19 protein-coding genes are annotated in these 22,033 nt (G+C 46.1%); 13 read left to right on the top strand and 6 right to left on the bottom strand.

The features are described 5' to 3' along the window. Positions 1–116 precede the first annotated feature (116 nt). The 3 genes from ahbD to F461_RS18565 all read left to right on the top strand — a co-directional run bounded on the left by ahbD (position 117) and on the right by F461_RS18565 (position 3,680). Entirely contained in the window at positions 117–1,265 is a 1,149-nt protein-coding gene (gene ahbD, locus F461_RS0106455; RefSeq protein WP_034606229.1) for a heme b synthase, read from the top strand. Positions 1,266–1,300: 35 nt separating this feature from the next. After that, positions 1,301–1,780 carry a siroheme decarboxylase subunit alpha gene (gene ahbA, locus F461_RS0106460; RefSeq protein WP_020000336.1) on the top strand — a complete coding sequence of 160 codons (480 nt, stop codon included), beginning with the start codon at positions 1,301–1,303 and terminating at the stop codon, positions 1,778–1,780. A gap of 103 nt (positions 1,781–1,883) precedes the next feature. Then, positions 1,884–3,680, top strand: a complete 1,797-nt coding sequence (locus F461_RS18565; protein WP_020000337.1) for a sensor domain-containing diguanylate cyclase — start codon at positions 1,884–1,886, stop codon at positions 3,678–3,680. Positions 3,681–3,797: 117 nt separating this feature from the next. Here the strand turns inward: F461_RS18565 and F461_RS0106470 are convergent, their stop codons facing one another. From F461_RS0106470 to aprB, 6 genes are all read right to left on the bottom strand, one after another. Beyond that, positions 3,798–4,535 (bottom strand): hypothetical protein, encoded by a 738-nt coding sequence (locus tag F461_RS0106470; RefSeq protein ID WP_020000338.1) that lies wholly within the window; start codon positions 4,533–4,535, stop codon positions 3,798–3,800. 94 nt (positions 4,536–4,629) lie between these two features. Further along, positions 4,630–5,781: a quinone-interacting membrane-bound oxidoreductase complex subunit QmoC gene (gene qmoC / locus F461_RS0106475; protein WP_020000339.1), complete on the bottom strand. Its 1,152-nt coding sequence runs from the start codon at positions 5,779–5,781 to the stop codon at positions 4,630–4,632. Between the two features lie 13 nt (positions 5,782–5,794). Then, positions 5,795–8,029, bottom strand: a complete 2,235-nt coding sequence (locus F461_RS0106480; protein ID WP_020000340.1) for a hydrogenase iron-sulfur subunit — start codon at positions 8,027–8,029, stop codon at positions 5,795–5,797. A gap of 5 nt (positions 8,030–8,034) precedes the next feature. After that, positions 8,035–9,273: a CoB--CoM heterodisulfide reductase iron-sulfur subunit A family protein gene (locus tag F461_RS0106485; protein ID WP_020000341.1), complete on the bottom strand. Its 1,239-nt coding sequence runs from the start codon at positions 9,271–9,273 to the stop codon at positions 8,035–8,037. 171 nt (positions 9,274–9,444) lie between these two features. Further along, positions 9,445–11,442 carry an adenylyl-sulfate reductase subunit alpha gene (gene aprA / locus F461_RS0106490; RefSeq protein WP_020000342.1) on the bottom strand — a complete coding sequence of 666 codons (1,998 nt, stop codon included), beginning with the start codon at positions 11,440–11,442 and terminating at the stop codon, positions 9,445–9,447. 34 nt (positions 11,443–11,476) lie between these two features. Then, positions 11,477–11,965 (bottom strand): adenylyl-sulfate reductase subunit beta, encoded by a 489-nt coding sequence (aprB, locus tag F461_RS0106495; RefSeq protein WP_020000343.1) that lies wholly within the window; start codon positions 11,963–11,965, stop codon positions 11,477–11,479. Between the two features lie 769 nt (positions 11,966–12,734). Here aprB and F461_RS0106500 point away from each other — a divergent pair. The 10 genes from F461_RS0106500 to rplS all read left to right on the top strand — a co-directional run bounded on the left by F461_RS0106500 (position 12,735) and on the right by rplS (position 21,989). After that, positions 12,735–14,351, top strand: a complete 1,617-nt coding sequence (locus F461_RS0106500) for a 3-phosphoshikimate 1-carboxyvinyltransferase (RefSeq protein ID WP_162139288.1) — start codon at positions 12,735–12,737, stop codon at positions 14,349–14,351. Beyond that, entirely contained in the window at positions 14,284–14,544 is a 261-nt protein-coding gene (locus F461_RS0106505) for a hypothetical protein (protein ID WP_143154790.1), read from the top strand. The genes F461_RS0106500 and F461_RS0106505 overlap by 68 nt, the downstream gene beginning before the upstream one ends. A 279-nt stretch (positions 14,545–14,823) precedes the next feature. Beyond that, positions 14,824–16,014, top strand: coding sequence for a pyridoxal phosphate-dependent aminotransferase (locus tag F461_RS0106510; RefSeq protein WP_020000346.1), 1,191 nt, complete (start codon positions 14,824–14,826; stop codon positions 16,012–16,014). A 168-nt stretch (positions 16,015–16,182) separates the two neighbouring features. Then, positions 16,183–17,256, top strand: coding sequence for a DUF6765 family protein (locus F461_RS0106515; RefSeq protein ID WP_020000347.1), 1,074 nt, complete (start codon positions 16,183–16,185; stop codon positions 17,254–17,256). Positions 17,257–17,532: 276 nt separating this feature from the next. Further along, positions 17,533–19,098, top strand: a complete 1,566-nt coding sequence (gene ffh / locus F461_RS0106520; protein WP_020000348.1) for a signal recognition particle protein — start codon at positions 17,533–17,535, stop codon at positions 19,096–19,098. Positions 19,099–19,197: 99 nt separating this feature from the next. Next, positions 19,198–19,434, top strand: coding sequence for a 30S ribosomal protein S16 (rpsP, locus tag F461_RS0106525; protein ID WP_020000349.1), 237 nt, complete (start codon positions 19,198–19,200; stop codon positions 19,432–19,434). An 82-nt stretch (positions 19,435–19,516) separates the two neighbouring features. Next, a complete protein-coding gene (locus tag F461_RS0106530) occupies positions 19,517–19,750 on the top strand; it encodes a KH domain-containing protein (RefSeq protein ID WP_020000350.1) in 234 nt (77 codons plus the stop codon). A 16-nt stretch (positions 19,751–19,766) separates the two neighbouring features. Further along, the gene (gene rimM / locus F461_RS0106535; protein WP_020000351.1) at positions 19,767–20,297 is read left to right on the top strand and encodes a ribosome maturation factor RimM; all 531 of its coding nucleotides are present in this window, start codon (positions 19,767–19,769) and stop codon (positions 20,295–20,297) included. Positions 20,298–20,304: 7 nt separating this feature from the next. Beyond that, positions 20,305–21,582: a tRNA (guanosine(37)-N1)-methyltransferase TrmD gene (gene trmD / locus F461_RS0106540; RefSeq protein WP_020000352.1), complete on the top strand. Its 1,278-nt coding sequence runs from the start codon at positions 20,305–20,307 to the stop codon at positions 21,580–21,582. A gap of 59 nt (positions 21,583–21,641) precedes the next feature. After that, positions 21,642–21,989: a 50S ribosomal protein L19 gene (rplS, locus tag F461_RS0106545; RefSeq protein ID WP_020000353.1), complete on the top strand. Its 348-nt coding sequence runs from the start codon at positions 21,642–21,644 to the stop codon at positions 21,987–21,989. Positions 21,990–22,033: the final 44 nt, after the last annotated feature.

Raw genomic sequence — 22,033 nt, forward strand, 5'->3', positions numbered from 1 at the left:
TTGCTGAAAAAGCACCGCTTGATCATATGCATGCACACAAAGAGGCTATCCTTGATACAGGGCTGCCTCCACAGAACCGCCCAGCAAAAGCAACACAGCATGCAGGACATCCAGAAATGCCTAAAGGACATCCAGAGGGTGTGTCAGCGGGACACCCCGGAGGACATCCACATGCAAATGGACTTTCAGGGTCTATGGCCCGCACCCTAGAAGACGGCTCCCCTTCCTGCAAACTTATTGCATGGGAAGTAACCCGTTCCTGTAACCTTGCCTGTAAACATTGTCGTGCTGAAGCACATGAAGAACCGTATCCGGGTGAGCTTGATACTGACGAAGCAAAAGCATTGATCGACACCTTCCCAAGCGTTGGTAATCCGATCATCATATTCACCGGTGGCGACCCGATGATGCGTACGGATGTATATGAGCTTGTTGCGTACGCAACAGAAAAAGGGCTGCGCTGTGTTATGTCTCCTAACGGAACACTTATCACCCCTGAGACCGCCCAGAAGATGAAAGACTCCGGTGTACAACGCTGCTCTATCTCTATTGACGGCCCAAGTGCAGAATTCCACGATGATTTTCGCGGTGTAGAAGGGGCATTTGATATGTCCTTGCGCGGCATTGAGTACCTGAAAGAGGCCGGTATTGAGTTCCAGATCAACACCACTGTGACCCGTCAGAACCTTCCGTATTTCAAGCAGATATTCCACCTGTGTGAAGACCTTGGTGCAGTTGCCTGGCACATATTTCTGCTGGTTCCGACCGGTCGCGCAGCACAGATGGGTGCAGAAGTTATTACAGCAGAAGAATACGAAGAAGTACTTAACTGGTTCTACGACTTCCGCAAAACCACAGATATGCACCTCAAAGCAACGTGCGCCCCACACTACTACCGCATCATGCGCCAACGGGCGAAAGAAGAAGGGCTTGCTGTCAACGCTGAGAACTTCGGCATGGACGCATTCACCCGAGGTTGCCTTGGCGGCACCGGTTTCTGCTTTATTTCCCATACAGGTCAGGTTCAGCCATGCGGCTATCTGGAACTTGACTGTGGACAGGTTAAAGAAACTCCGTTTCCAGAAATCTGGCGTAAGTCTGAACACTTCCGTCAGTTCCGTACAAAAGAAGAATACGACGGAAAATGCGGTGTATGTGAATACCACAACGTATGCGGTGGCTGCCGTGCACGCGGGTACTCCATGAAAGGTTCACATATGGCAGAAGAACCATTGTGCAGCTACACACCTCGCCGTCATAAATAATTCAGCCTGTAACTGCCTATATCATCGAGGTCGAAATGGATAAACAACTGGAATCTGCACTGAGCAGCACTGATCGTAAAGTTCTGACCATTATTCAATCCGGTTTTCCGATTGCCCCACGCCCGTATGAAGTTATCGGCGAGCAGGTAGATCTTACTGAAGCTGAAGTACTGGCGACCGTGCGTTCTTTAAAAGAACGTAAAATAATCAGACGCTTTGGTGCAAACTTTAACTCCAAAGGACTTGGCTGGCACTCTACCTTATGTGCAGCAAAAGTTCCTTCCGATCAACTTGAGTCATTTATTGCTGAAGTTAACGCACATACAGGGGTTACCCACAACTACCTGCGTGACCACAAGTTCAACATCTGGTTTACTTTTATCGGACCTAGCTGGGATGCTGTTGTGAGCACCCTGTCAGAGATTACTGAAAAAACCGGCATCGAAATCTTAAATCTGCCAGCAACAGCACTCTACAAAATTAAGGTTGATTTCAATTTGACTGATAAAGATTAGTACCAGCAAAAACCTTTTCTTCTATATTACAACTGGCGCAACTACAAAAATATGTAGTTGCGCCAGTTAGTTATATTTACCACTGCAAGTTAGAGAGCTTTAAATGCCATCTACCCAGAATCCCTATATTTTTATTCTAGCGCTGCTACTGTATACATGTGCAGTACTTTTTCTTGCGTTCTTTTTTATAAGTCACAAGAAGCCAACATGGGTATATGGATTATTAGGCAAAGGAATTGTCACACCAAAAGAAACAGATAGTTTTACACCGCAATTTCGTTCCAGTCTTTATAGTTCTGGTGCAATCATTGCAATTCGTTTCAACTTAGATACCGGTATAATAAAAGCTATCAATAAAACTGGTAGAGACCTGCTGGGCATAAAAGAAACTGCCAATTCAGGACATAACAAGTTCCTGCATAAGCAGTTTCTTTCAGATGAATCCAGAGAAGGTTTATCAAAAGAACTTAATCTCCATAAAAGAGTCAAAAACTACCCTGCAACATGCAGTGTTAACGACTCTCTTATTAAGACTCTTATTACTGCAGAAAAATATGAAAACGGCGATGTTGAAGCGATGATTATTGACATCACAAAACATTTTAACATCTACCAGCAAATCGAAGATCAAAACATCTTCCTGCAAAACATACTTAACGCACTTCCTGTTCCGGTTTTTGTGCGCAACACAAACGAACAATCCCCTTTTACAAACAAAGCCTTTAACGACACGTTTGGTGATGCAGACAATGATCCTTTCGAAATATATGATTTTCATGCTGCCACTGACTTTATTAAGCAGACGTTAAAGGAGCCTGAAGACACACGGCCCCGGCAGGCAAACACATCGATCTTTCAAACTGAATTTTCAACTACGATAAATGATGAATTTCGTCATTTTGAAGTTCAGAGACGTTCGCTTAAAAAAAGAAATGGCCAAATATTTGGGCTAGTCGGTGTAGCTACCGACATCACTCATCGCAAACAAATTGAGCAAGATTTACGAGATACAACAAGACGATATAAAAATCTGTTCTGGAATGCCGCTGAAGGCATTGCTACAATACAATCTGATGGTAGACTAACAGCAGTTAACCCTGCGCTGGCTACAATGTTTGGATACAACTCACCGAAACAGCTGCTAGAACTGGTACCGAACACTGAAGTAATATGGAGAAATCCAGAACAACGTCTTGAATATTTACAAATGATACATGAGAAAAAAACAGTTATCGGCTACGATTTTGAATTTGTTCGAAAAAATGGGACAACAGGATGGATGACTATCAGCTCCAATGGTAAATTTGACGCTCACGGAAATCTCAAATCCATTGAAAGCATTGTTTCTGACATTACTCAAAAAAAGCAATCAGAAATTGAATTGAAGCGCTGTGCGACAATTGATAGCACAACAGAAATTTCCAACCGAAATGCCTTAGAGGGATATCTGAACAGCTTACTTGGTACCAAAACCAATTCAGCATTTGCGGTTGTTTTCATTGATTTGAATAACTTCAAACCAATAAACGATAATCACGGGCACCATACTGGCGATAAGGTTCTCAAAATTATTGCCCAACGGCTTGTAGCCAATTGCCGCAAAGTTGATTTCACAGCCCGGCTTGGTGGTGATGAATTCATTGTTATTCTTAATGGCGTGGACAGTAAAAATATACTTTCTAAGATCACTAAGGGACTTTTGGATGCCATTGAGAAGCCCATTATTCTTGCTGGAACCACTCATACTATTTCCGCCAGTGCGGGCATCAGCCAGTACCCAGAAGATGGCAATACCATCACAGACCTACTGAAAGCTGCTGATGCCTCTATGTACGAGATGAAGCGCTTAAGCAAAGCCAGTAAAATCAACGAACAGCTACAGTTACTTGCAAACAGCTAACTGGCAGTAGAACTGATATCTGCTCTGTGCGGTGTCACGCTATCACATTCAGACATAAAAAAGCCCAACTGCAAGCAGTTGGGCTTTCTAACTGGATGGAATAAAGCTGAGCTATGCTTAGAAACCAAATCCACTGTCATCATTGCCAGAAGCACCGAAACCGAAATCATCCGGTACGGAACTGCCAGCAGATTCAGCAGGAGCTTCTTCAGGAGCTGCTTCTGCACCGTCTGCTGCAGCAACGGCTGCACCAGCAGGAAGAGATGCAAGAGCATCCTTAACTGCGCGGGAAACGATGTCTTTAACAGAAGATTCAACTTCAGTTTCGTTGATTGCAACTTTGCCTTCGAAAGTTTTGAGTTCTTTCTTAGCTTTTGCGAGATCTGTCTGAGCAGCTTCAAGCTTGCCAGTAAGATCTTCAACTTTTTTCTCAAGATCAGCAGCCTGAGCTTTAAATGGCTCAAACTCAGCTACGTTAGCCTGGAGGCCTTCGATTGCAGCAGCTTGTTCTGCAACGGTAGCTTTAGCGCCTGCTAATTTATCGAGAACGATAGAAATGCTTGCCATATCAGCAGCTGGAATCGGCTCAACAGAAACGTTGCTGCCCAGCTTAGATGCCTGTTTCTTAGTCCATGCATCAAATGGTTCGCCTTCTTCGTAACAGCACTGCATGAAACGAGGTTCCATGCTGTACAGCCAGCCTTTAGACATTGGAGCTACTACACCTTCTTCTTCAGCGGAAAGTTCACGCTGGGTGAGGTAGCAAAGTAAATCAGAAACATCGGTGCCGCCTTTTCCAGCGATCAAACCGAGGATTGTTTCCATTTTGAAAACTCTACGAGCTTCATCAGACATTGGGGCCTCCTATTATCAAGGAAAGATTTGTTTTCGTAATGGTCTTTTCTTGTTTTAAGAAGTGTGCCCGCTTAAGCAGGCACATAGTCGTTTCTTATTGGCGTCCCATGTGACGTACATAGGTGAGCGCGATGGTACGGTACACAACGTGGCCAAGCTTAGACCAAGGCAAGTACGCGAAGAGCATCCATACAGCTACCAAGTGGACGTAGTACACGGAGTACGCAATCTGGGGGATAGCGGCCAAGCGGAAGAGCTCGGATAATACGCCTGTCAGAGCGACTGCCCAGATGACATTCAACAAATACCAGTCATAGTAATTAGACTTGGTTTTTTCCGGATCTTTACCACGACGAGTGTTGGTAAGAATAGCCATACCAACGATCAAAGCAATAGCACCGAGGTTAGCCACAAGCTTAACAGGGTTAAGCAAATGAAGCGGTGTATGCAGGATACCAATCATCGGGATAAGTTTGCCACCCCAGTGGGATACAGCAATCAGTCCGGTTACTACCATCAGTGCAAGGAATGCGTAGAATACAAGCAAGTGACCAGTTTTACGGTCGGACTTGTCATCGCCACAATCTTTGAACTTCTTGTGTGTTGCAACTTCTTCAATAAGGACATCAATGAAGCAACGAACCATGGATTTTTGTTTACCAAGTACGAGAACTTCGCCTTCCGGCTTAAATGTTGCCAAGATATTCTTGGCACCCTTGAAGAATATGCCCACCATTCCGAAGAAGGTGATCATGAAAATAGGGTCAATGGTGAAATCACCAGGGAAAAGCTTGCCATAAACAATCTCGCCTTCTGGGAAGAAGGAACCGATCTGCCCTGCACGAATGAACCAGATAACGGCCCAAAGGATTGCAGGAATAGCAATAAGGTTAATCAGGTACTTAGGGCTGGAAAGCCATTTACCGATTACAGGCATCGGATTGATGCGCTGGTATGCCATATTACGCAGAGCAGAAAGAAGATCGCCCGGTTTTGCACCACGTGGGCACATGTCGGAACAAGTACCACAGTTGTGACAAAGCCAGATGTCCGGGTTATTCAGAAGCTTGTCTTTAAGCCCCCATGAAGCCCAAACCATCTCCTTACGAGGGTAAGGATTGCTTGCTGGAGAGATGGGGCAGGCTACGCTGCATGTGGCGCACTGGTAGCACTTTTTCAGCGAGTCCCCACCAACAGCTTGCAACTCTTTTACAAACTGAAGATCAGGTTCGATTCTTTGAGCCATTTTCCATCTCCTCCTAGTAGCCCTTGAATGGGTTAGGACCTTTCTCGAAGACCATGTCCATAAAGCTGTCAATCATGCCAGGTACCTTGTCGTACTCGTCAATTGCAACTTCATACTGTTCTACGCGGTCAGGTTCTACACCAAGGCGTTCCAGAGTTTCAGCAATGTTGTCTTTACGGCGGTTACAAATCTCAGAGCCTTTTACAAAGTGGCACTGGTAATCATCACCGTATTTACAACCGAGCAGCATAACGCCGTCAATACCTTTGGACATTGCATCAGCAACCCAGATGGCATTTACAGAGCCAAGACAACGTACAGGAATAATACGTACATACGGGCTCCATGACTTGCCACGAATTGCAGCCATGTCGAGTGCTGGGTATGCGTCGTTTTCACATGCAAGAATCAGAACGCGTGGGCCGCCCTCTTCCATGTCATCCGGTACATTGATTTCACGGATCATAGAACCGATCTGGTCAATGTTGTAGTTATCGAAGGAGATAACACGTTCCGGACAAGCACCCATACAGGTACCACAGCGGCGACAGCGGCTGAAGTTAGGAAGCGGAGTACCTTTTTCATCATCGTCAAGAGCGCCAAACGGACACTCTTCGGTGCAACGCTTACACTGTGTACAACGAACAAAGTTGAATACAGGGTAGCTAAGGTCACCGGAACGAGGATGAACAGCAACACCACGGTTAGCTGATTCAACACACTGAATAGCTTTCATGGTGGCACCGATTGCGTCTTCTTCTACAGCATCCATCATCATTGGCTGACGAACACAACCTGCAGCATAAACGCCGGTACGACGAGTTTCATATGGGAAGCAGATGTAGTTAGAATCTGCAAAACCGTCGAAGAGATCAAGATCAGGGAATGCAGGACCCTGACGGTACTCAAAGTTCATTACCGGATCTTTCGCAGTAGCTGGAACGATACCGGTAGGAAGAACAACCATGTCTACAGGAATTTCTACATCTTCACCCATGAGAGTGTTGCCTGCAGAAACTACAAGAGAGCCGTCTTCCTCTGTAATGCCTTTGATATCAGCCTTAGACATCATGATGCCAAGGCGATCCTGCGCAGCTTTGTAGTAACGCTCATGAATACCAGGAACTACCATGGAGTCATACAAAACGTATGCACGTGCATCTTCATGAGCATCGCAAAGGTAGTTTGCGTGCTTAAGAGCAATCATGGAGTTTACGTAGCTTGAGTAAGCAAGGTGACGTACAGATTCTAAGTCGTCATGCACGTACCCTTCAGTTTTCTCTTCAGATTCAGTATTTTCAACTTCTTCTGGTGCTGCGTAGATATCACCGCCTGTTACAGACTCGGTATTCACGATAAATGCAACACGCTTAGCGTCAAGTTTGCCTTCTTTAGCAAGCTTTTCATATTCAGCAGAGGTAACAACGTTCGGCATGCTGCCGTAGCCAAATGGAGCGAGCAGTTCGTTATCCATCGGCTTCCAACCAGCAGCAAGAACAACTGCGCCTACGCTGTATTCCTGACCTGCAACCTGTGCAGTATACTGACCAGGGGTACCAGCGAGCTTTTCAACAGTTGCGTTAAGAATTACCTTAACATTCCCGTTGCTTGTTACTTCTTCAATTTTTGCTTCGAGACCAGTCTCGTGAGCTTCTTCATACGGGAATTCAAGAGGAACTGTTTTGAGCATGTTCAGTGCTTTACCACCGAGCTGTGCATCTTTTTCCACAAGAATTACATTGTAGCCGTAATCAGCAGCCTGTTTCGCTGCGGTAAGACCTGCCCAACCACCACCGAGAACAAGAATCGTTTTAACGGATTCAAACTCAGGAGGCTTCGGGACTGCAGTTTTCTGAAGCTTGATAATACCCATGGTCACGTAGTCTTTAGCCATGGCCATAAGCAGTTCAGGAGCAGTACTGCCAGCAGCAGGGATGGTTCCGTCCGGGTTTTTGTACGACATTGCACATTGTTCGCGCAGGTTAATACGCTCTACAATAACGTTCTCAAACTCGTAGATATCCCAGTCGACGCGAGGGGAAGAACCACAGATCGCGATCCCGTCCAACCCATGCTCAACAATGTCTTTTTTAATTTCTTCACGTGCACTGGCTACAGCAAGCACAGGAAAAACTTTTACGACAGGGCAGGCATCGCCAAACTTGTTAGATACGCCAGTGCTAAGCTCTTCAGCATCAATGATGCCAAGTGCAGACTGGTCAAAATATACGCCAATTTTTTCGGCCATTCTACCTACCTCCCACGAACCGTCTGGATTGCTTTAAGCGCAGCACTAGTACCAGACTGAGCTGTGCGCATAACATCCAGAGGCTTTTGAGCACAACCAGCAGAAAAGATGCCTTTTGCTTCGCCATCAACAACAAAGCCTTCATCATCAAGGGTAACCCCGAACGGGTTAGCTGCGCCAGCAAGGCTTGGCTGCATACCAGTAGCGAGAACTACCATGTCGTGACGAATTTTAGCTTTGTGGCCTTTAACAGCATCTTCAACTTCAACAATGACATCACCAGTTGCAACGTCTTCTTCTACACCAGCTACTTTACCTTTAACGAGATGTAATTTCTCATCGGCAACAGCTTTGCGCATAAACTTGTCATAACGACCAGGAGTACGCATATCAATGTAGTAAATAGTAACGTCAGCATCTGGGTACTGTTCACGAACATACAGAGCCTGTTTAAGAGAAGCCATGCAGCAGATGTAAGAACAGAAACCTAAGTGGTTCTGATCACGAGAACCTGCACACTGTACAAAAGCGATCTTTTCTGGTGCTTTTCCGTCAGAAGGACGAGCAATAGCGCCATCAGTTGGACCGTTAGGAGAAGCAAGGCGTTCCATCTGCATATTTGAAATACAGTTGGTAATCTGGCCTGCACCAAGGTTGGTCAGGTTGGTAACATCATATGGTTTCCAACCGGTAGCAAGAATGATGCTGCCAACAGAGAGTTCAATCTCTTTAGGAGCTTCATTAAGGTCACACGATTCAGAAGCACCGACTTTAATAGCGTCAGCACTGCTCAATTTTTTTGGTTCCAGAACATAACGGTTCGGGAACGCAAAAGGCGTGTCCATGTAAAGTGGTTTTCGGGTTGCGAGTCCAAGGTTGAACTCATCCGCAACTTCACTTTCAAGTGAAGAAGCAAGTTCACCAAGGTCAGCACTGCTTGGAGCAGTACAGCGAGGTGCGATAGAAACTTTAACAGTAAAGTTTCCAGATTCACCTTCAACAGAATCCACAGTTGCCATTGTTAAAAACTTAACATTTGGATTCTTTTTAATACGCTGGAACTGAATCTCCAATCCACAGGATGGAGGGCAGAGCTTTGGAAAATATTTATTCAGCTGTGCCACTCTGCCGCCGAGAAACGGTGATTTCTCAACGATGTACACTTCGTAGCCGAGCTCAGCAGCTTCAAGGGCGGCAGTAAGGCCGCTGAATCCGCCTCCGACGACGAGTATGGAGTTCGACATTTAGCAATCCTCCCTACAATTGTTTCGGGCCTATAGTCAAAACGGCCTAAGCACAGACAATAAGTTGAGAACACTTACTGTCTCAGCTTAGACCGAATTGATAAGGGAAGAAAAAGGGGCGATTGCGGTGTCCCGCAACCGCCCCGGACGTTCAGTAAGAAGCTCTACAGATTATGCAGTAGGGATGATCTGGTAGTAAGGCTTCTTGAAGATGGTGGTTTCACCAGTCTTCGGATCGTATTTGGAGTTACAGAAGCACTTCCATTTTGCGTCGTCAAGACCCATGAAGTCAGCACGGTAGTAGAAACCAGGGTAACGGGTTTCAGTACGGAATGCGATGTGCTGCATGTGAAGACGTACAGTCCAGAGACGATGGTAGTTTTCCCAACAACGGAGGAGTTCGTGAAGGTCACGAGCAGCCAGTTTGAGGGAATCTTCTTCGAGCATGTCAAGCAAGTGGAAACCAGTTGCGAGAGCTGCTTCAGAAGTGGTGTAGTATGTGCTACAACCGCCACCATATTCGTCAGTAGCTTTAACCAGGCGCATCATGAAGTTCTTAGGAGAGATGTACTCTGGGTTAACTACTGGGTCAGTGGAAACTGCTTTGCCAGCTTCGTAGTTTCTGTACGGACGGTAAATGAGGTCCGCAAGATCTTTGGAGTTTTCAGCAACTGCAGGTTTGTAGTCTTTGTGGTCGATGCACCAGCGTACCATCTGTTTACCACAGATACGGCCTTCAGCATGTGAACCAGAGGAGAACTTGTGACCAGATGCACCAACACCGTCAGCACAAGTCCAGAGGCCCATAACGGAAGTCATACGGTTGTATACTTTGCCGTTAGCTGCGCGTACTTTGTAGTCTTCAGGAACCCATTCTTCGTCTGGACCGGAAGCCCAGATACCACAACAACCGGAGTGAGAACCAAGAAGGTACGGCTCGGTTGGCATGATTTCAGAACCAGTTTCTTCAGGCTGAATGTTCATTGCAGCCCAGAGGTTAGCCTGGCCAACACACATATCGAGGAAATCTTCCCATGCTTCAGACTCAAGGTGTTTCTGTTCAGCAGGAGAAAGAGATTCGAAAGTGGTCTGCAGTGCAGTCTTGGTATCCATGTAAATAGGACCACGACCTTCACGCATTTCACGGAGCATCATGTGGTTACGCAGACATGTTGGGATAACATGACCTTTAGCGTAGCCGCGATCTTCGTAAGGCTTAAGCATTGCGCGGTTAGTTTCACAGTAGTCTTCGCCGCGGAAGTTAGTTGCTTTAGCTTTGAAGAGAAGGAACCATGCGCCAACCGGACCGTAACCATCTTTAAAACGAGCTGGTACGAAGCGGTTTTCCATCATGGTCATTTCTGCGCCAACCTGAGCACACATGGTGTAAGTGGAACCTGCGTTCCATACTGGGTACCATGCACGACCCATGCCTTCACCAGTTGAGCGAGGCTTGTAAACGTTAACAGCACCACCACATGCTACAACCATAGCATTGGTACGGTAAACGTGTACTTCGTTATCACGAAGGTTAAAGCCTACTGCACCAGCGATGCGGTTTTCTTCGTTAGCGTCGAGAAGAAGCTTAACGATGAAAATACGTTCCTGGATACGGTCTTCACCGAGTGCGTTTTTAGCAGCTTCAGCAACGATGCATTTGTATGCTTCACCGTTGATCATCATCTGCCAGCGACCGGAGCGAACTGGAGCATCACCGTTACGGAGAGACTTGCCAGCAGCTTTAGCAGCAGCGCCGTCGAGGTTCTTGTTGTTCTCGTCTTTGATCCAGCAAGGAAGGCCCCACTCTTCAAAGAGGTGAACGGAGTCATCAACGTGACGACCAAGGTCGAAGATAAGGTCTTCACGTACGAGACCCATGAGGTCAGTACGAACCATACGAACGTAGTCGTCTGCAGTGTTATCACCAAGGTAGGTGTTAATTGCAGAAAGACCCTGTGCAACAGCACCGGAACGTTCGAGAGCAGCTTTATCAACGAGCAGAATTTTCAGCTCAGGTGCGTATTTTTCAGCCCAACGTACGGCTTCAAATGCTGCACCAGTGTTACCCATACCACCGCCAACCATGAGGATATCAACATCATGTTCTACGATTGCAGGTTCAGCAATCGCAACGCCTCGTGGTTGTTCCTTAACGGGAATCATCGGCATGATAATATCTCCTTAGGAATAAATTCCGTAAAAATTAAACAGCAGATGCCTTTGTGACCATGGTGATGTCAGCTTCTGCAACTTCAAACTTCTGGCCCATAGCTTCGATTGGAGTAGCGAGTTCTGTCTCAGTGAAGAGGAATTCGCTATCGAGGTCAGCTGGTTCCGGCTTACCTTCGAAAGGCTTAATAGAGCCTTCTGGAGTAGTACGGATTGGGAATTTAAAGCGTTTAACATTACCGTTACGGAACTTAACGGTCCACATGATAGAATCTGCGGAACGCATTGGGATACAAGTGCCACCAAGTGGTGCAAAGTCAGCATATGGACGTGCTGTGATTGCGCCCTGAGGACAAATTTTAACACAGGAGTAGCATTCCCAACATGCTTCTGGCTCCTGATTGAAGGCCTTCATTTCATCTGCATCGAGAATCATGAGGTCGTTGGGGCAGATGTACATGCAAGCGGTTTTCTCGCCACCTTTGCAGCCATCACACTTGGACGGGTCTACATATGTCGGCATACCTAATCCTCCAACACAACGATTAAGGGGTTTACCTAAAAAGCTTTTTTCCCACGATGGGGTCCACCACTCGATGGAGTCGATAAAGCAGGAAACTATTCCTGCCTCATTCAGGCTCCACCGAATCAGGGGGAGACAGCGATGCGGGCGCTTTCCGTATCGCTTGTGAAAGTTCTAACAAAGCTTTAGAGAGAAGGTCAAGCCTCTTGTGTGTTTTTTTCACAAAGACTCTTTCTTTTTCCATAACAAGCTGTTTTTACTATCACTCTATCAAAAAACAAAAAACTTACCCAGTTGGCACATGCCAAATGGACACAAGACATTTACAATTATTGGCAGGATGTTGCAAGCAATTCAGAAGGAACTTTATACTTTTTTTCACTTGCTCATCTTCAGCATTACGGTATTTTTTAATATTATCCATATTTTCAGCATATTAACATAAATTCCACACTTAACTACCATTCGTACTGTTTGTTCACACATTCACAGTTTATACTTTTATTTGCTTTGTTAATTTGATTGTGAAAATTGGCACATTAAATTTTAGTTCATCTGAATATCACCATCATTACATACCACGAGCCTGCTCTCTCTTAGTCCAGATACACATATTGCTATATAAAACGCACCTCCTCTTTTTTTATGATACATTTCTCCAAACAAGACTTTTTACAAGAAAGCCAGATTTCCACTTGCGACTCTAGCTGTTTCAGGCTAGGGGAACGCCATACCCACAAAGTAAGGCTACATTCTAATGAAAAAAAATATGACCCTAGTTGAAGAAATTTCTGAACTTGATCTTGAGCTTTTAAAACTGTTGGCTCGCCGATCAAAGCTTCTCAAAAAAACCCGCCGTCGCAAAAAAGAAGGTGCGGGTACTGACTCTATTTCAAATGAAAAGCAAATTCGTCTGGCATGGGAAGAATCTGCCACAAAATTCAGCAGAGACCCTCGTCTCGTCCACCAGATATTCACCCTGCTACAAGATATTGAGTTTATCTCCCGTGACGACGCTGAAGACCAGACCAGCTTCGGCCTTGCACCTAATACACAGCCCGTAAATGTTGACATTACAGGCCCTGCTGCATTGAATCCGACTCAAATATGGATTGCTCTCGCTGCTGCTAACGGCGTTGAATGCAACCTGACCGGAATCTCCACTGCTCATCCTGTATCTGATATTGTTAAAGCCTTTAACCAAGCTGGAGCACGTCTAAGCTGGAAAGGTAATGACCTCTACTGCAAAGAATCCAAGGCATTGGATTTTGCAGACAAAGTTATCTTTGCCGGAAACAGCGAATTCAACGTTTACCTTCTTGCACTTCAGGCTGCTGCCAACCATGGCATCCTCAAGCTGACTGGTGGCTCTACTCTGAAGGATGCAGATCTTTCCGCGTTCCGCAACTTTCTACCACAGCTTGGTGCACGTATCGCACACGTTGTACCTCGCTCCAACGGCTTACCTGTACGTCTTGAGTGCTCCGGAGTTATTCCGGAAACTGTTGTTATTCCGGAAACACTTTCCGAAAAGGCAATCGTTGCCACTCTGGTAGCTGCAACAACATGGGGCATGAGAGTTACTCTCGATCTTTCTCAGAACGAAGCTACAACCAATGCTCTTGCTATTGTTACTCCTATCTTCGAATCTGCCGGCATAGAGTATGTACTTGAAGGTACCAACCTTACAGTTCTTCCAGAAGAACCAGATTTTCCAGTATACCCTGCGATCACTATGGATCCAACAATCTGTGCAAGCCTTCTTGCCTACCCTGCATTCGCAGGCGGTAAAGTAACCCTGCGCGGAACATGGCCTAAAGACACAGCTGAGGGCGAAGCCGTTGTTTCCCTGCTCCAGTCTGTTGGCCTCACTGTAACGGTTAAACCTGACAGCATAGTTACAGTTAAGCCAGAACGCGGTCATTCAACCGATCCAGTAGACATACAAAACCTGCCTGAAAGCTACTTCCCGCTAGCTATGGCACTGACCTGTATCAAAGCTGCATCCACAAAAAGCCCTGTCAAACTTCCTGCTGCTCCTGCTGCCACCTCTCTTGAAGTTATCGAAAGCTTTGCAGCACAGGCCAACATGCTTCTTGACGATGATAAAGTGCATCCTAATGCGGACATTCCTCACGCTAAAGTGTGGACAAGCCCTGATGCTTTCTGGACCATGGCACTTGGACAGCTTGCGTTCATAAACCGCCCGCTCCAGCTTGCTAACCCAGGCAGCATTACTGATCTGATGCCTACATTCTGGATGTTCTACAACACACTTCCAGAACCGAGTATGGTTCGTAAGCCCAGGGAGGAAATGAGTGGAGACAAGCCAAAAAGACGTAGAGTCTTTGCCGACAACAATTCAAGAGGTCGAAACGCTGATTAAGCAATACGATAGCGAACTTCAGGCTATCGAAGATGCATTCCGCGAACTGGTCACATCGGAAGATCCATCTAAGGGAATCTTTCACGCCAGCGAAATTCATGAAAATCGTCAGCAAAAAAACATTGCAGAAGTCAACAGACAGTTTGCAGTGAACAAACGGAACAGACTCCGCATGGAAGCTGAACCATTTTAAAATAAAAAAACGCCGCACCTTACTAGTGCGGCGTTTTTTTATGTTCAGAAACTGGACACTTGCCTCAAGATTGCCTATCAATTTTCGAATAACAATTTAGTAAATATCCTGCTGAAAACATCACTTCAGACAAATTAAGACAACGCTTCGCTGTGCCCCCTTTATAGCACTTGCAACTCAAACTACTTAAACTGAAACAAGTTAGTTTATGAAGGTGCACGGCAGCGCAGGGATTTATCATCAATCTATAAAGTTCGATACATTTCTACGAGGTATCTCATGCAACTTCTTTCCTCCCAAATTACCGGATTCATGGAAAACTCTTCATGGATCAGAAAAATGTTTGAATCCGGAATTGCTCTGAAAAAACAATACGGTGAAGATGCAGTATGCGACTTCAGCCTTGGCAACCCGGACGTTCCGACACCTGCAATGGTAGGCGAAATTCTTCACGACCTTGCAAAAGAGACCTCAGCACCATTCACCTTTGGCTATATGCCAAACGGCGGTTTTCCATGGGCGCGCCAGATCATTGCCGATCTGATCAAGAAAGAACAAGGGGTTGAGCTGACCGCTGACGATACCGTGCTCACCTGCGGCGCGGCCGGTGCCATGAATGCATTTTTTCGCGCAGTAATGGAACCGGGAGACGAAGTTCTTGCAGTTGCGCCTTTCTTTGTTGAATACGGCTTCTACGCTTCTAACCATCAGGCAACATTCCGGACAGTTATGGCCAAGCCGGACACTTTTGAACTGGATATAGACGCTATTGATGCTGCAATCACCTCCAATACACGCGCCCTTATTATTAACTCACCAAACAACCCTACTGGCGCGGTGTACACCAAAGAAGAGATTATGAAGCTTGCTGCGGTACTTGAGAAACATAATAAATCAAACAACCGCCCTATCTTCCTTATTTCTGACGAACCTTATCGCTTCCTCGCATTTGACGGAATTGATGTACCAAGCGTCCTGCCTCTGTATGATTACGCAGTTGTTATCTCATCCTTCTCCAAAAATCTTTCCATGGCAGGAGAACGGGTAGGCTACATTGCAGTAACGCCGCGCATGGACTCACGACAGCAGCTTATCAATGGTCTGATGCTTACAAACCGCATTCTCGGTTTTGTAAACCCTCCTGTTGTCGGCCAGCACATGCTTAAAGCCGCTCTCGAAACGCAGGTCGATCCCTCTATTTACGAAAAACGCCGTGACGCCATGGCAAAGGTTCTTGCAGATGCAGGGTATGACTTCCATATTCCCAAAGGTGCATTTTACTTCTTCCCTAAAGCACCGGGGGGAGACGATGTGGCATTCTGCAATCGCCTTATGGAAGAAAAAATTCTTGCAGTACCAGGAACAGGATTCGGTGGGCCGGGCTACTTCCGCCTCACATTCTGCGTAGAAGAAGAAGTCATCAACCGATCAGCAGAAGGCTTTAAGCGCGCGATTAAAAGCGTAGCATAACCAACCAAACGCCCAAAGGGTGTGGAGCTAAAACTCCACACCCTTTTTTTTGTTATAGACATATTACAATATTATAACTGAACTTTAAAAATAATCAGAATATGCTTTGCCAATTTTCAGAGCAGGGAAAACCCTATCGGCAGAAAACAATTTCAGGGAGCAGCGGCAATGCAAGTTGATATGCATTATTACGGGACATACACTTTAGCACGAGTTGCTGGGCTTGACCGAGAAACTTCTGAATTAATTGCAACTGCCTCCCAATTTGTTGATGACAATACCTCAGCAGGTACCATCCGCTTTTCTGATGGTGGACAGATGACACTTACCGCTACAGGGCACCATTTTGAACATACTAAAAACCTCTCATCAACCGCGCAGCGCAACATATGGATCCCCTTTCATTTCCTTCCCGGCGGCTTAGGAAATACTTTCACTGAACGGCTCATATGTAAAAAAAACAGTGCGACTGCCGCAGAAATGGTCGACAACCATCTAGGTCTTTCACACAAATCATTCGCTCCGCTACTCATAGGCATAACCGCGCACGTGCTTGCGGACACATTCTCCCATCATAATTTTTCCGGTGCGAGTTCTCGTAAGAACGACATAGACCAAGCTACCATTACAATAATGGAGCCCAAAAACGAACTTACCCCCCTTGCAGAAGACCGGATGCGATTCTTTGAGCGCTTCGAATGTCTTCAGCCGAATATCAGAGTCATTTCGGAAGAAGAGCTTATGGGAACCCTTGGGCACGGTGCTGCCGCGTCGTACCCTGATCTGCCATACCTTACATGGTCATACAAAACGGCAACAAATCCGACTCAAACGGTGCGACGATATAATCCGGACGATTTTATGGAAGCCGCAGAGGCACTCTATTCGCTTTTTGTGCAATTCGCCGAACTAAGACCAAATCTAACAGAAATGCAGCCTGTACCATTCGACCGAATTCAAGACTCACTGGCGATAATTTTTGCAAGTCCGGGCAACAAGCATCAACGTTCCGGATTTTGGCAATTTGCAATGGCGCAGGGAATTTTCCTAGAAGGAAGACAGGAAGAAATTCCTCCTTACAAAGGGCAAATGTGGAAAAATAGCTGTGAAGAGTGTGCAAGCTGTCCAGACTGTGCTCTCATCACTGAAATGGATGTCTTTAAATTTTATCAAGCAGCTACAATACATAAAACATATGTGTTGCAGGAGCTATTGCCTGCCCATGACATCAGTGCCTACTAACCCATGGGTAACGTCTCCCTACCGCCTGCACCACTAACAAACGACGTTTTATAATAAGGCACATAGCCATTGACCTAATCATATAAAACAAAAGATTATTTTTTTATCATCACAGCCCGTGCGCAGACTCTGTAAGATGCCTACTTTCCTTTTATTATGAAATACAGTAAACCTCGCTTGCCGGTTGCGGCACTCAGGCATTTGCCATTCTAAACTTGACTTATCTCGTAATCTCACTTAACGAACCATCTCTTATGTCTATCTTGCGGAGTGCTGATGTTTGAGACCTTATCTGACAGATTAAACGGTGTATTTGAAAAGTTCAGTGGTCAAAAGACCTTGAACGATGAAAACGTACAGGCTGGCCTGAGAGAAGTGCGCCTTGCACTGCTCGAAGCAGACGTTAACTTTAAAGTCGTAAAAGAATTTGTCGCCCGTGTTGGCGAAAAATGTCTTGGCCAGGATGTACTGAAAGGTGTCGACCCTGCTCAGCAGGTAATCAAGATAGTACATGATGAACTGGTTGAACTGCTTGGTGGTGACACTACTGAGTTGAATATCTCCGGTTCAAAACCGGCAGTCATTATGATGGTCGGTCTGCAGGGGTCTGGTAAAACGACCTCCTCTGCAAAGCTTGCCAACTTATTGCGTAAGCAAAACAAAAAGCCGTTCCTTGTTCCGGCTGACGTTTACCGCCCTGCTGCTATTGACCAGTTACAAACACTGGCAAAACAGCTCGGTATTCCTGCGTACAACTCTACGCCGGATATGAATCCGGTAGACATCGCATCCGCCGCTCTTGCTGAAGCAAAAGAGCAGGAATACGATGTCGTACTCATTGATACCGCAGGTCGTTTGCACATAGACGAACAGCTGATGGAAGAACTTGCGACAATTAAGCGCAATGTTACTCCGCAGGAAATCTTGTTCGTAGCTGATGCTATGACCGGTCAGGATGCTGTAACTGTTGCTGAATCGTTCAACGAACAACTTGAAATTTCTGGTGTAGTACTCACCAAAATGGATGGTGATGCACGTGGTGGTGCAGCTCTTTCCATTAAATCCGTAACCGGCAAATCCGTTAAATTTGTCGGTATGGGTGAAAAACTTTCTGAGATGGAAATTTTCCATCCGGACCGTATCGCAGGTCGCATTCTTGGAATGGGCGACGTGCTTACGCTCGTTGAAAAAGCGCAAGCTGAAGTAAGCGAAAAAGAAGCCGAAGAAATGGCTCGCAAGATGCAGAAAGCGGAATTCGACTTTGAAGATTTCCGTACACAGATGCGCCGCATGAAAAAAATCGGCTCTCTGGACAGCATCTTGAAAATGATTCCGGGCATGGGTGCACTTAAGAACAAACTTGGTGACCTCAATATTCCGGACAGCGAACTGAATCGCATTGAGGCTATTATCAACTCAATGACGAATCAGGAACGCCGCAATCCGCAACTCATCAATCAGAGTCGTAAAGAACGTATTGCTAAAGGTTGTGGTCTTAAACTCAAAGACGTTAACGACCTTATCAAAAGCTTCACGCAAATGCGCCAGATGATGAAACAAATGATGGGTGGCGGTAAGGGTAAAAAAGGCAAATTCCCTAAACTTCCAGGATTGGGCGGTTTAGGTGGCGGCGAAATGCCTGATATGAATGCTCTTGGCGGCATGGGCGGCATGCCTGGCATGGGTGGCTTACCAGGAATGGGTGGACTCCCTGGCATGGGCGGACTTCCTGGCATGGGTATGGATGATTCCTCCGGCCCTACCAAAAAGGAACTCCAGAAAAAACGTGACGCCCGCAAAAAAGAAAAGAAAAAGAAAAAACTGGGTCGTAAGAAAAAATAACACGATCCTGAATAAAGAAATACGCTGACTCAACCATGTCAGTATTGCTTTCTTAAAAAAAAACCATATGATTACAAAATATAATGGGAGAACAACAATATGGCCGTTAAGTTGAGACTGACCCGTATGGGCAACAAGAAGCGTGCATTTTACCGCGTGGTGGCTGCTAACAACCAGAGCCGTCGCGACGGACGTCCTCTTGAGTACCTCGGTTACTATAACCCTATGGTAGAACCAGCTGAAATCAAGCTCGACATGGAAAAGATTGAGAAATGGATTGCTGAAGGTGCTGAACCGACTGCAACCGTTCGTGGTCTTATCAAGAAAGCTAAGTAGCTTTTTCTGTTGACAGCTTTCTCTCAGCAGGTCATCGATAGCTAATATTGATATCATGCTGAACAACGAGTGGAGGTGAGTCGTGTTGAAAGATCTAGTTGAGTATATCGCTAAGTCACTGGTGGACAACCCTGACGATGTTGTCGTTACTGAAGTTGAAGGTGAACAGACATCTGTACTTGAACTCAAGGTTGCAAAAGAAGACCTTGGCAAGGTAATCGGTAAACAAGGCCGCACTGCCCGGGCAATGCGTACCATCCTCGGCGCCGCCTCCACAAAAGCCAAGAAACGTTCTGTCTTGGAAATCCTTGAATAGAACGTCCTAAGGGCACATGACTGAAACTCATTTCATTGAAATTGGATTGATAGTCAAGCCACACGGATTGCGAGGGGAAGTCTGCGTTAACTACTTCGCGGACTCCCCTTTTCTCTTGAAAGGCTCAGTCTGGCTTCAAAAAGGCAAAAGTAACCCTGTCGAACACAAGGTTGTATCGTCCCGCCCTCACAAAGGGCAGGAATTGCTTACGCTTGAAAGTTGCCGTGACCGAAACTGTGCAGAAGAATTACGCAATGTGAAGGTTTTGGTTCCTGATGATGAACTGCCGGAACTCACTGAAGAAGAAGTGTACCTCCATCAGCTCGAAGGCATGAATGTTATACTGGAAAATGGCTCTATCGTTGGCCGTATCTCAGGATTTCAGTTCAACCTTGGTGCAGAAGTCTGGGTTATTACAACCGAAGACAAGAAAGAAGTGCTCTTTCCTGCTACAGAAGAATTTGTCAGCGACATCGATTTTGAAAAAGCAACTGTTACCATAGCGCCGCCTCCCGGCTTACTGGAACTTTACCTAAGCGAGAAGTAGCGCGATCATGCAGTTTAACATTATTAGCCTCTTTCCAGAGTTTTTTGACTCTGCGCTCACATGCGGGCTTATGAAAAAAGCGTCGGACTCAGGTCTGGTCGCTTTTGATTTTCACAACCCGCGTACGTTTACAACCGACAGACATCAAACTGTTGACGATCGTCCCTATGGCGGCGGCCCCGGTATGGTTATGATGCTTGATCCGCTTGTACAAACGCTGCGCAGCATTAAAAAACCCGGGCGCATTCTCATGATGGCGCCTAAAGGAAAGCCTTTTACCCAGTCCATGGCTAAGGAGCTTTCCAAGGAAGATAATCTCACGATCATTTGCGGTCGGTATGAAGGATTTGATGCCCGTTTAGAAGAGCTTTTCGACATTGAACCAGTCTCCATCGGTGACTACGTTCTCAATGGTGGCGAAACAGCCGCTCTTTCAATAATTGAATCTACCGCCCGTCTTGTTCCAGGTTACATGGGTCATGAAGATTCCGGCGAAGAGGAAAGCTTTTCCTCCGGACTGCTCGAGTACCCCCACTACACTCGACCTGTTGAGTATGAGGGATTAACCGTTCCGGAAGTTTTACGTTCAGGTGATCACAAACGCATCGCAGAGTGGCGTAAGGAACAATCTTTAAAACTTACCCTGCACGAGAGACCCGACATTCTTCATTGCGCCCCACTCGACGCTAATGATATGGAAACACTGAAGAACGAGGATAGAGAACGCATTGGAAGAAACCTTTATTGCGCATTGGTACACTATCCAGTGGTCAACAAAGAAAATAAATCTGTTGCTGTTTCTTTGACAAATCTCGACATTCACGATATAGCCCGCTGTTCATGCACCTATGGTCTCGGTGGGTACTATATTTCAACGCCTATCGCGGACCAACAGCAGATGCTTGCGGACATTCTCAAGCATTGGGTCACAGGCGCGGGAACAACAGCTAACCCTGATAGAGGGGAAGCCCTGCAAATTATCAAGGGCGTCCACTATATCGAGGAAGCGATTGAGGATATTATAGAGCGTACCGGCCAACGCCCTCTACTGGTTGCGACGAGTGCCAGAGGGGCTGGTGACATACATTACGAACAGTTACGTGACGTAATGGTGGACCGACCGATACTGCTCCTGTTTGGTACAGCTCACGGTCTTGCACCGCAGATTCTGGATATGTGTGACAGAATGCTGCGTCCAGTTAGGTATCTTGATGGATATAACCACCTATCTGTAAGAACCGCTGCTGCTATCATCATTGACCGGATATTAGGTGATGCCTTATAGGGCTGAGCCGTTACGTAATTTTTTAACGCAGACTCGTGCTGCGAAGAAAGGCATTTAAAATGAATATTATTGAAAAAATCGAACGCGAACAGCTTCGCATGGATATCCCTGAGTTCAAAGCTGGTGACACTGTTAAAGTTCACATGCGTATTATCGAAGGCGAAAAAGAACGTATCCAGATTTTCCAGGGTGCAGTAATCCGCGTTAGCAACGGTACCACCAACGCAACTTTCACCGTACGTAAAATTTCTGACGGTGTTGGCGTTGAACGTGTATTCCCAATGCACACCCCTTCCATCGAGCGTATCGAAGTTGTTCAGGAAGGCCGTGTTCGTCGTAGCCGCCTTTACTACCTCCGTAACCTCAAAGGTAAAGCTGCTCGTATCAAGCCGAAAAACCGCTGGTAGTCGCAAGACTTCAACGATTTCGTTTTCAAAGGGAGTTGGCAATG

The organism is Halodesulfovibrio aestuarii DSM 17919 = ATCC 29578, assembly GCF_000384815.1.
Taxonomy (GTDB): domain Bacteria; phylum Desulfobacterota; class Desulfovibrionia; order Desulfovibrionales; family Desulfovibrionaceae; genus Halodesulfovibrio; species Halodesulfovibrio aestuarii.

Excerpts from the sequence above, each read along its gene's own strand:
- ahbD (WP_034606229.1), top strand. The coding sequence starts at position 117 with ATGCCTAAAGGACATCCAGAGGGTGTGTCAGCGGGACACCCCGGAGGA.
- ahbA (WP_020000336.1), top strand. The coding sequence starts at position 1,301 with ATGGATAAACAACTGGAATCTGCACTGAGCAGCACTGATCGTAAAGTT.
- F461_RS18565 (WP_020000337.1), top strand. The coding sequence starts at position 1,884 with ATGCCATCTACCCAGAATCCCTATATTTTTATTCTAGCGCTGCTACTG.
- F461_RS0106470 (WP_020000338.1), bottom strand. The coding sequence starts at position 4,535 with ATGTCTGATGAAGCTCGTAGAGTTTTCAAAATGGAAACAATCCTCGGT.
- qmoC (WP_020000339.1), bottom strand. The coding sequence starts at position 5,781 with ATGGCTCAAAGAATCGAACCTGATCTTCAGTTTGTAAAAGAGTTGCAA.
- F461_RS0106480 (WP_020000340.1), bottom strand. The coding sequence starts at position 8,029 with ATGGCCGAAAAAATTGGCGTATATTTTGACCAGTCTGCACTTGGCATC.
- F461_RS0106485 (WP_020000341.1), bottom strand. The coding sequence starts at position 9,273 with ATGTCGAACTCCATACTCGTCGTCGGAGGCGGATTCAGCGGCCTTACT.
- aprA (WP_020000342.1), bottom strand. The coding sequence starts at position 11,442 with ATGCCGATGATTCCCGTTAAGGAACAACCACGAGGCGTTGCGATTGCT.
- aprB (WP_020000343.1), bottom strand. The coding sequence starts at position 11,965 with ATGCCGACATATGTAGACCCGTCCAAGTGTGATGGCTGCAAAGGTGGC.
- F461_RS0106500 (WP_162139288.1), top strand. The coding sequence starts at position 12,735 with ATGACCCTAGTTGAAGAAATTTCTGAACTTGATCTTGAGCTTTTAAAA.
- F461_RS0106510 (WP_020000346.1), top strand. The coding sequence starts at position 14,824 with ATGCAACTTCTTTCCTCCCAAATTACCGGATTCATGGAAAACTCTTCA.
- F461_RS0106515 (WP_020000347.1), top strand. The coding sequence starts at position 16,183 with ATGCAAGTTGATATGCATTATTACGGGACATACACTTTAGCACGAGTT.
- ffh (WP_020000348.1), top strand. The coding sequence starts at position 17,533 with ATGTTTGAGACCTTATCTGACAGATTAAACGGTGTATTTGAAAAGTTC.
- rpsP (WP_020000349.1), top strand. The coding sequence starts at position 19,198 with ATGGCCGTTAAGTTGAGACTGACCCGTATGGGCAACAAGAAGCGTGCA.
- rimM (WP_020000351.1), top strand. The coding sequence starts at position 19,767 with ATGACTGAAACTCATTTCATTGAAATTGGATTGATAGTCAAGCCACAC.
- trmD (WP_020000352.1), top strand. The coding sequence starts at position 20,305 with ATGCAGTTTAACATTATTAGCCTCTTTCCAGAGTTTTTTGACTCTGCG.
- rplS (WP_020000353.1), top strand. The coding sequence starts at position 21,642 with ATGAATATTATTGAAAAAATCGAACGCGAACAGCTTCGCATGGATATC.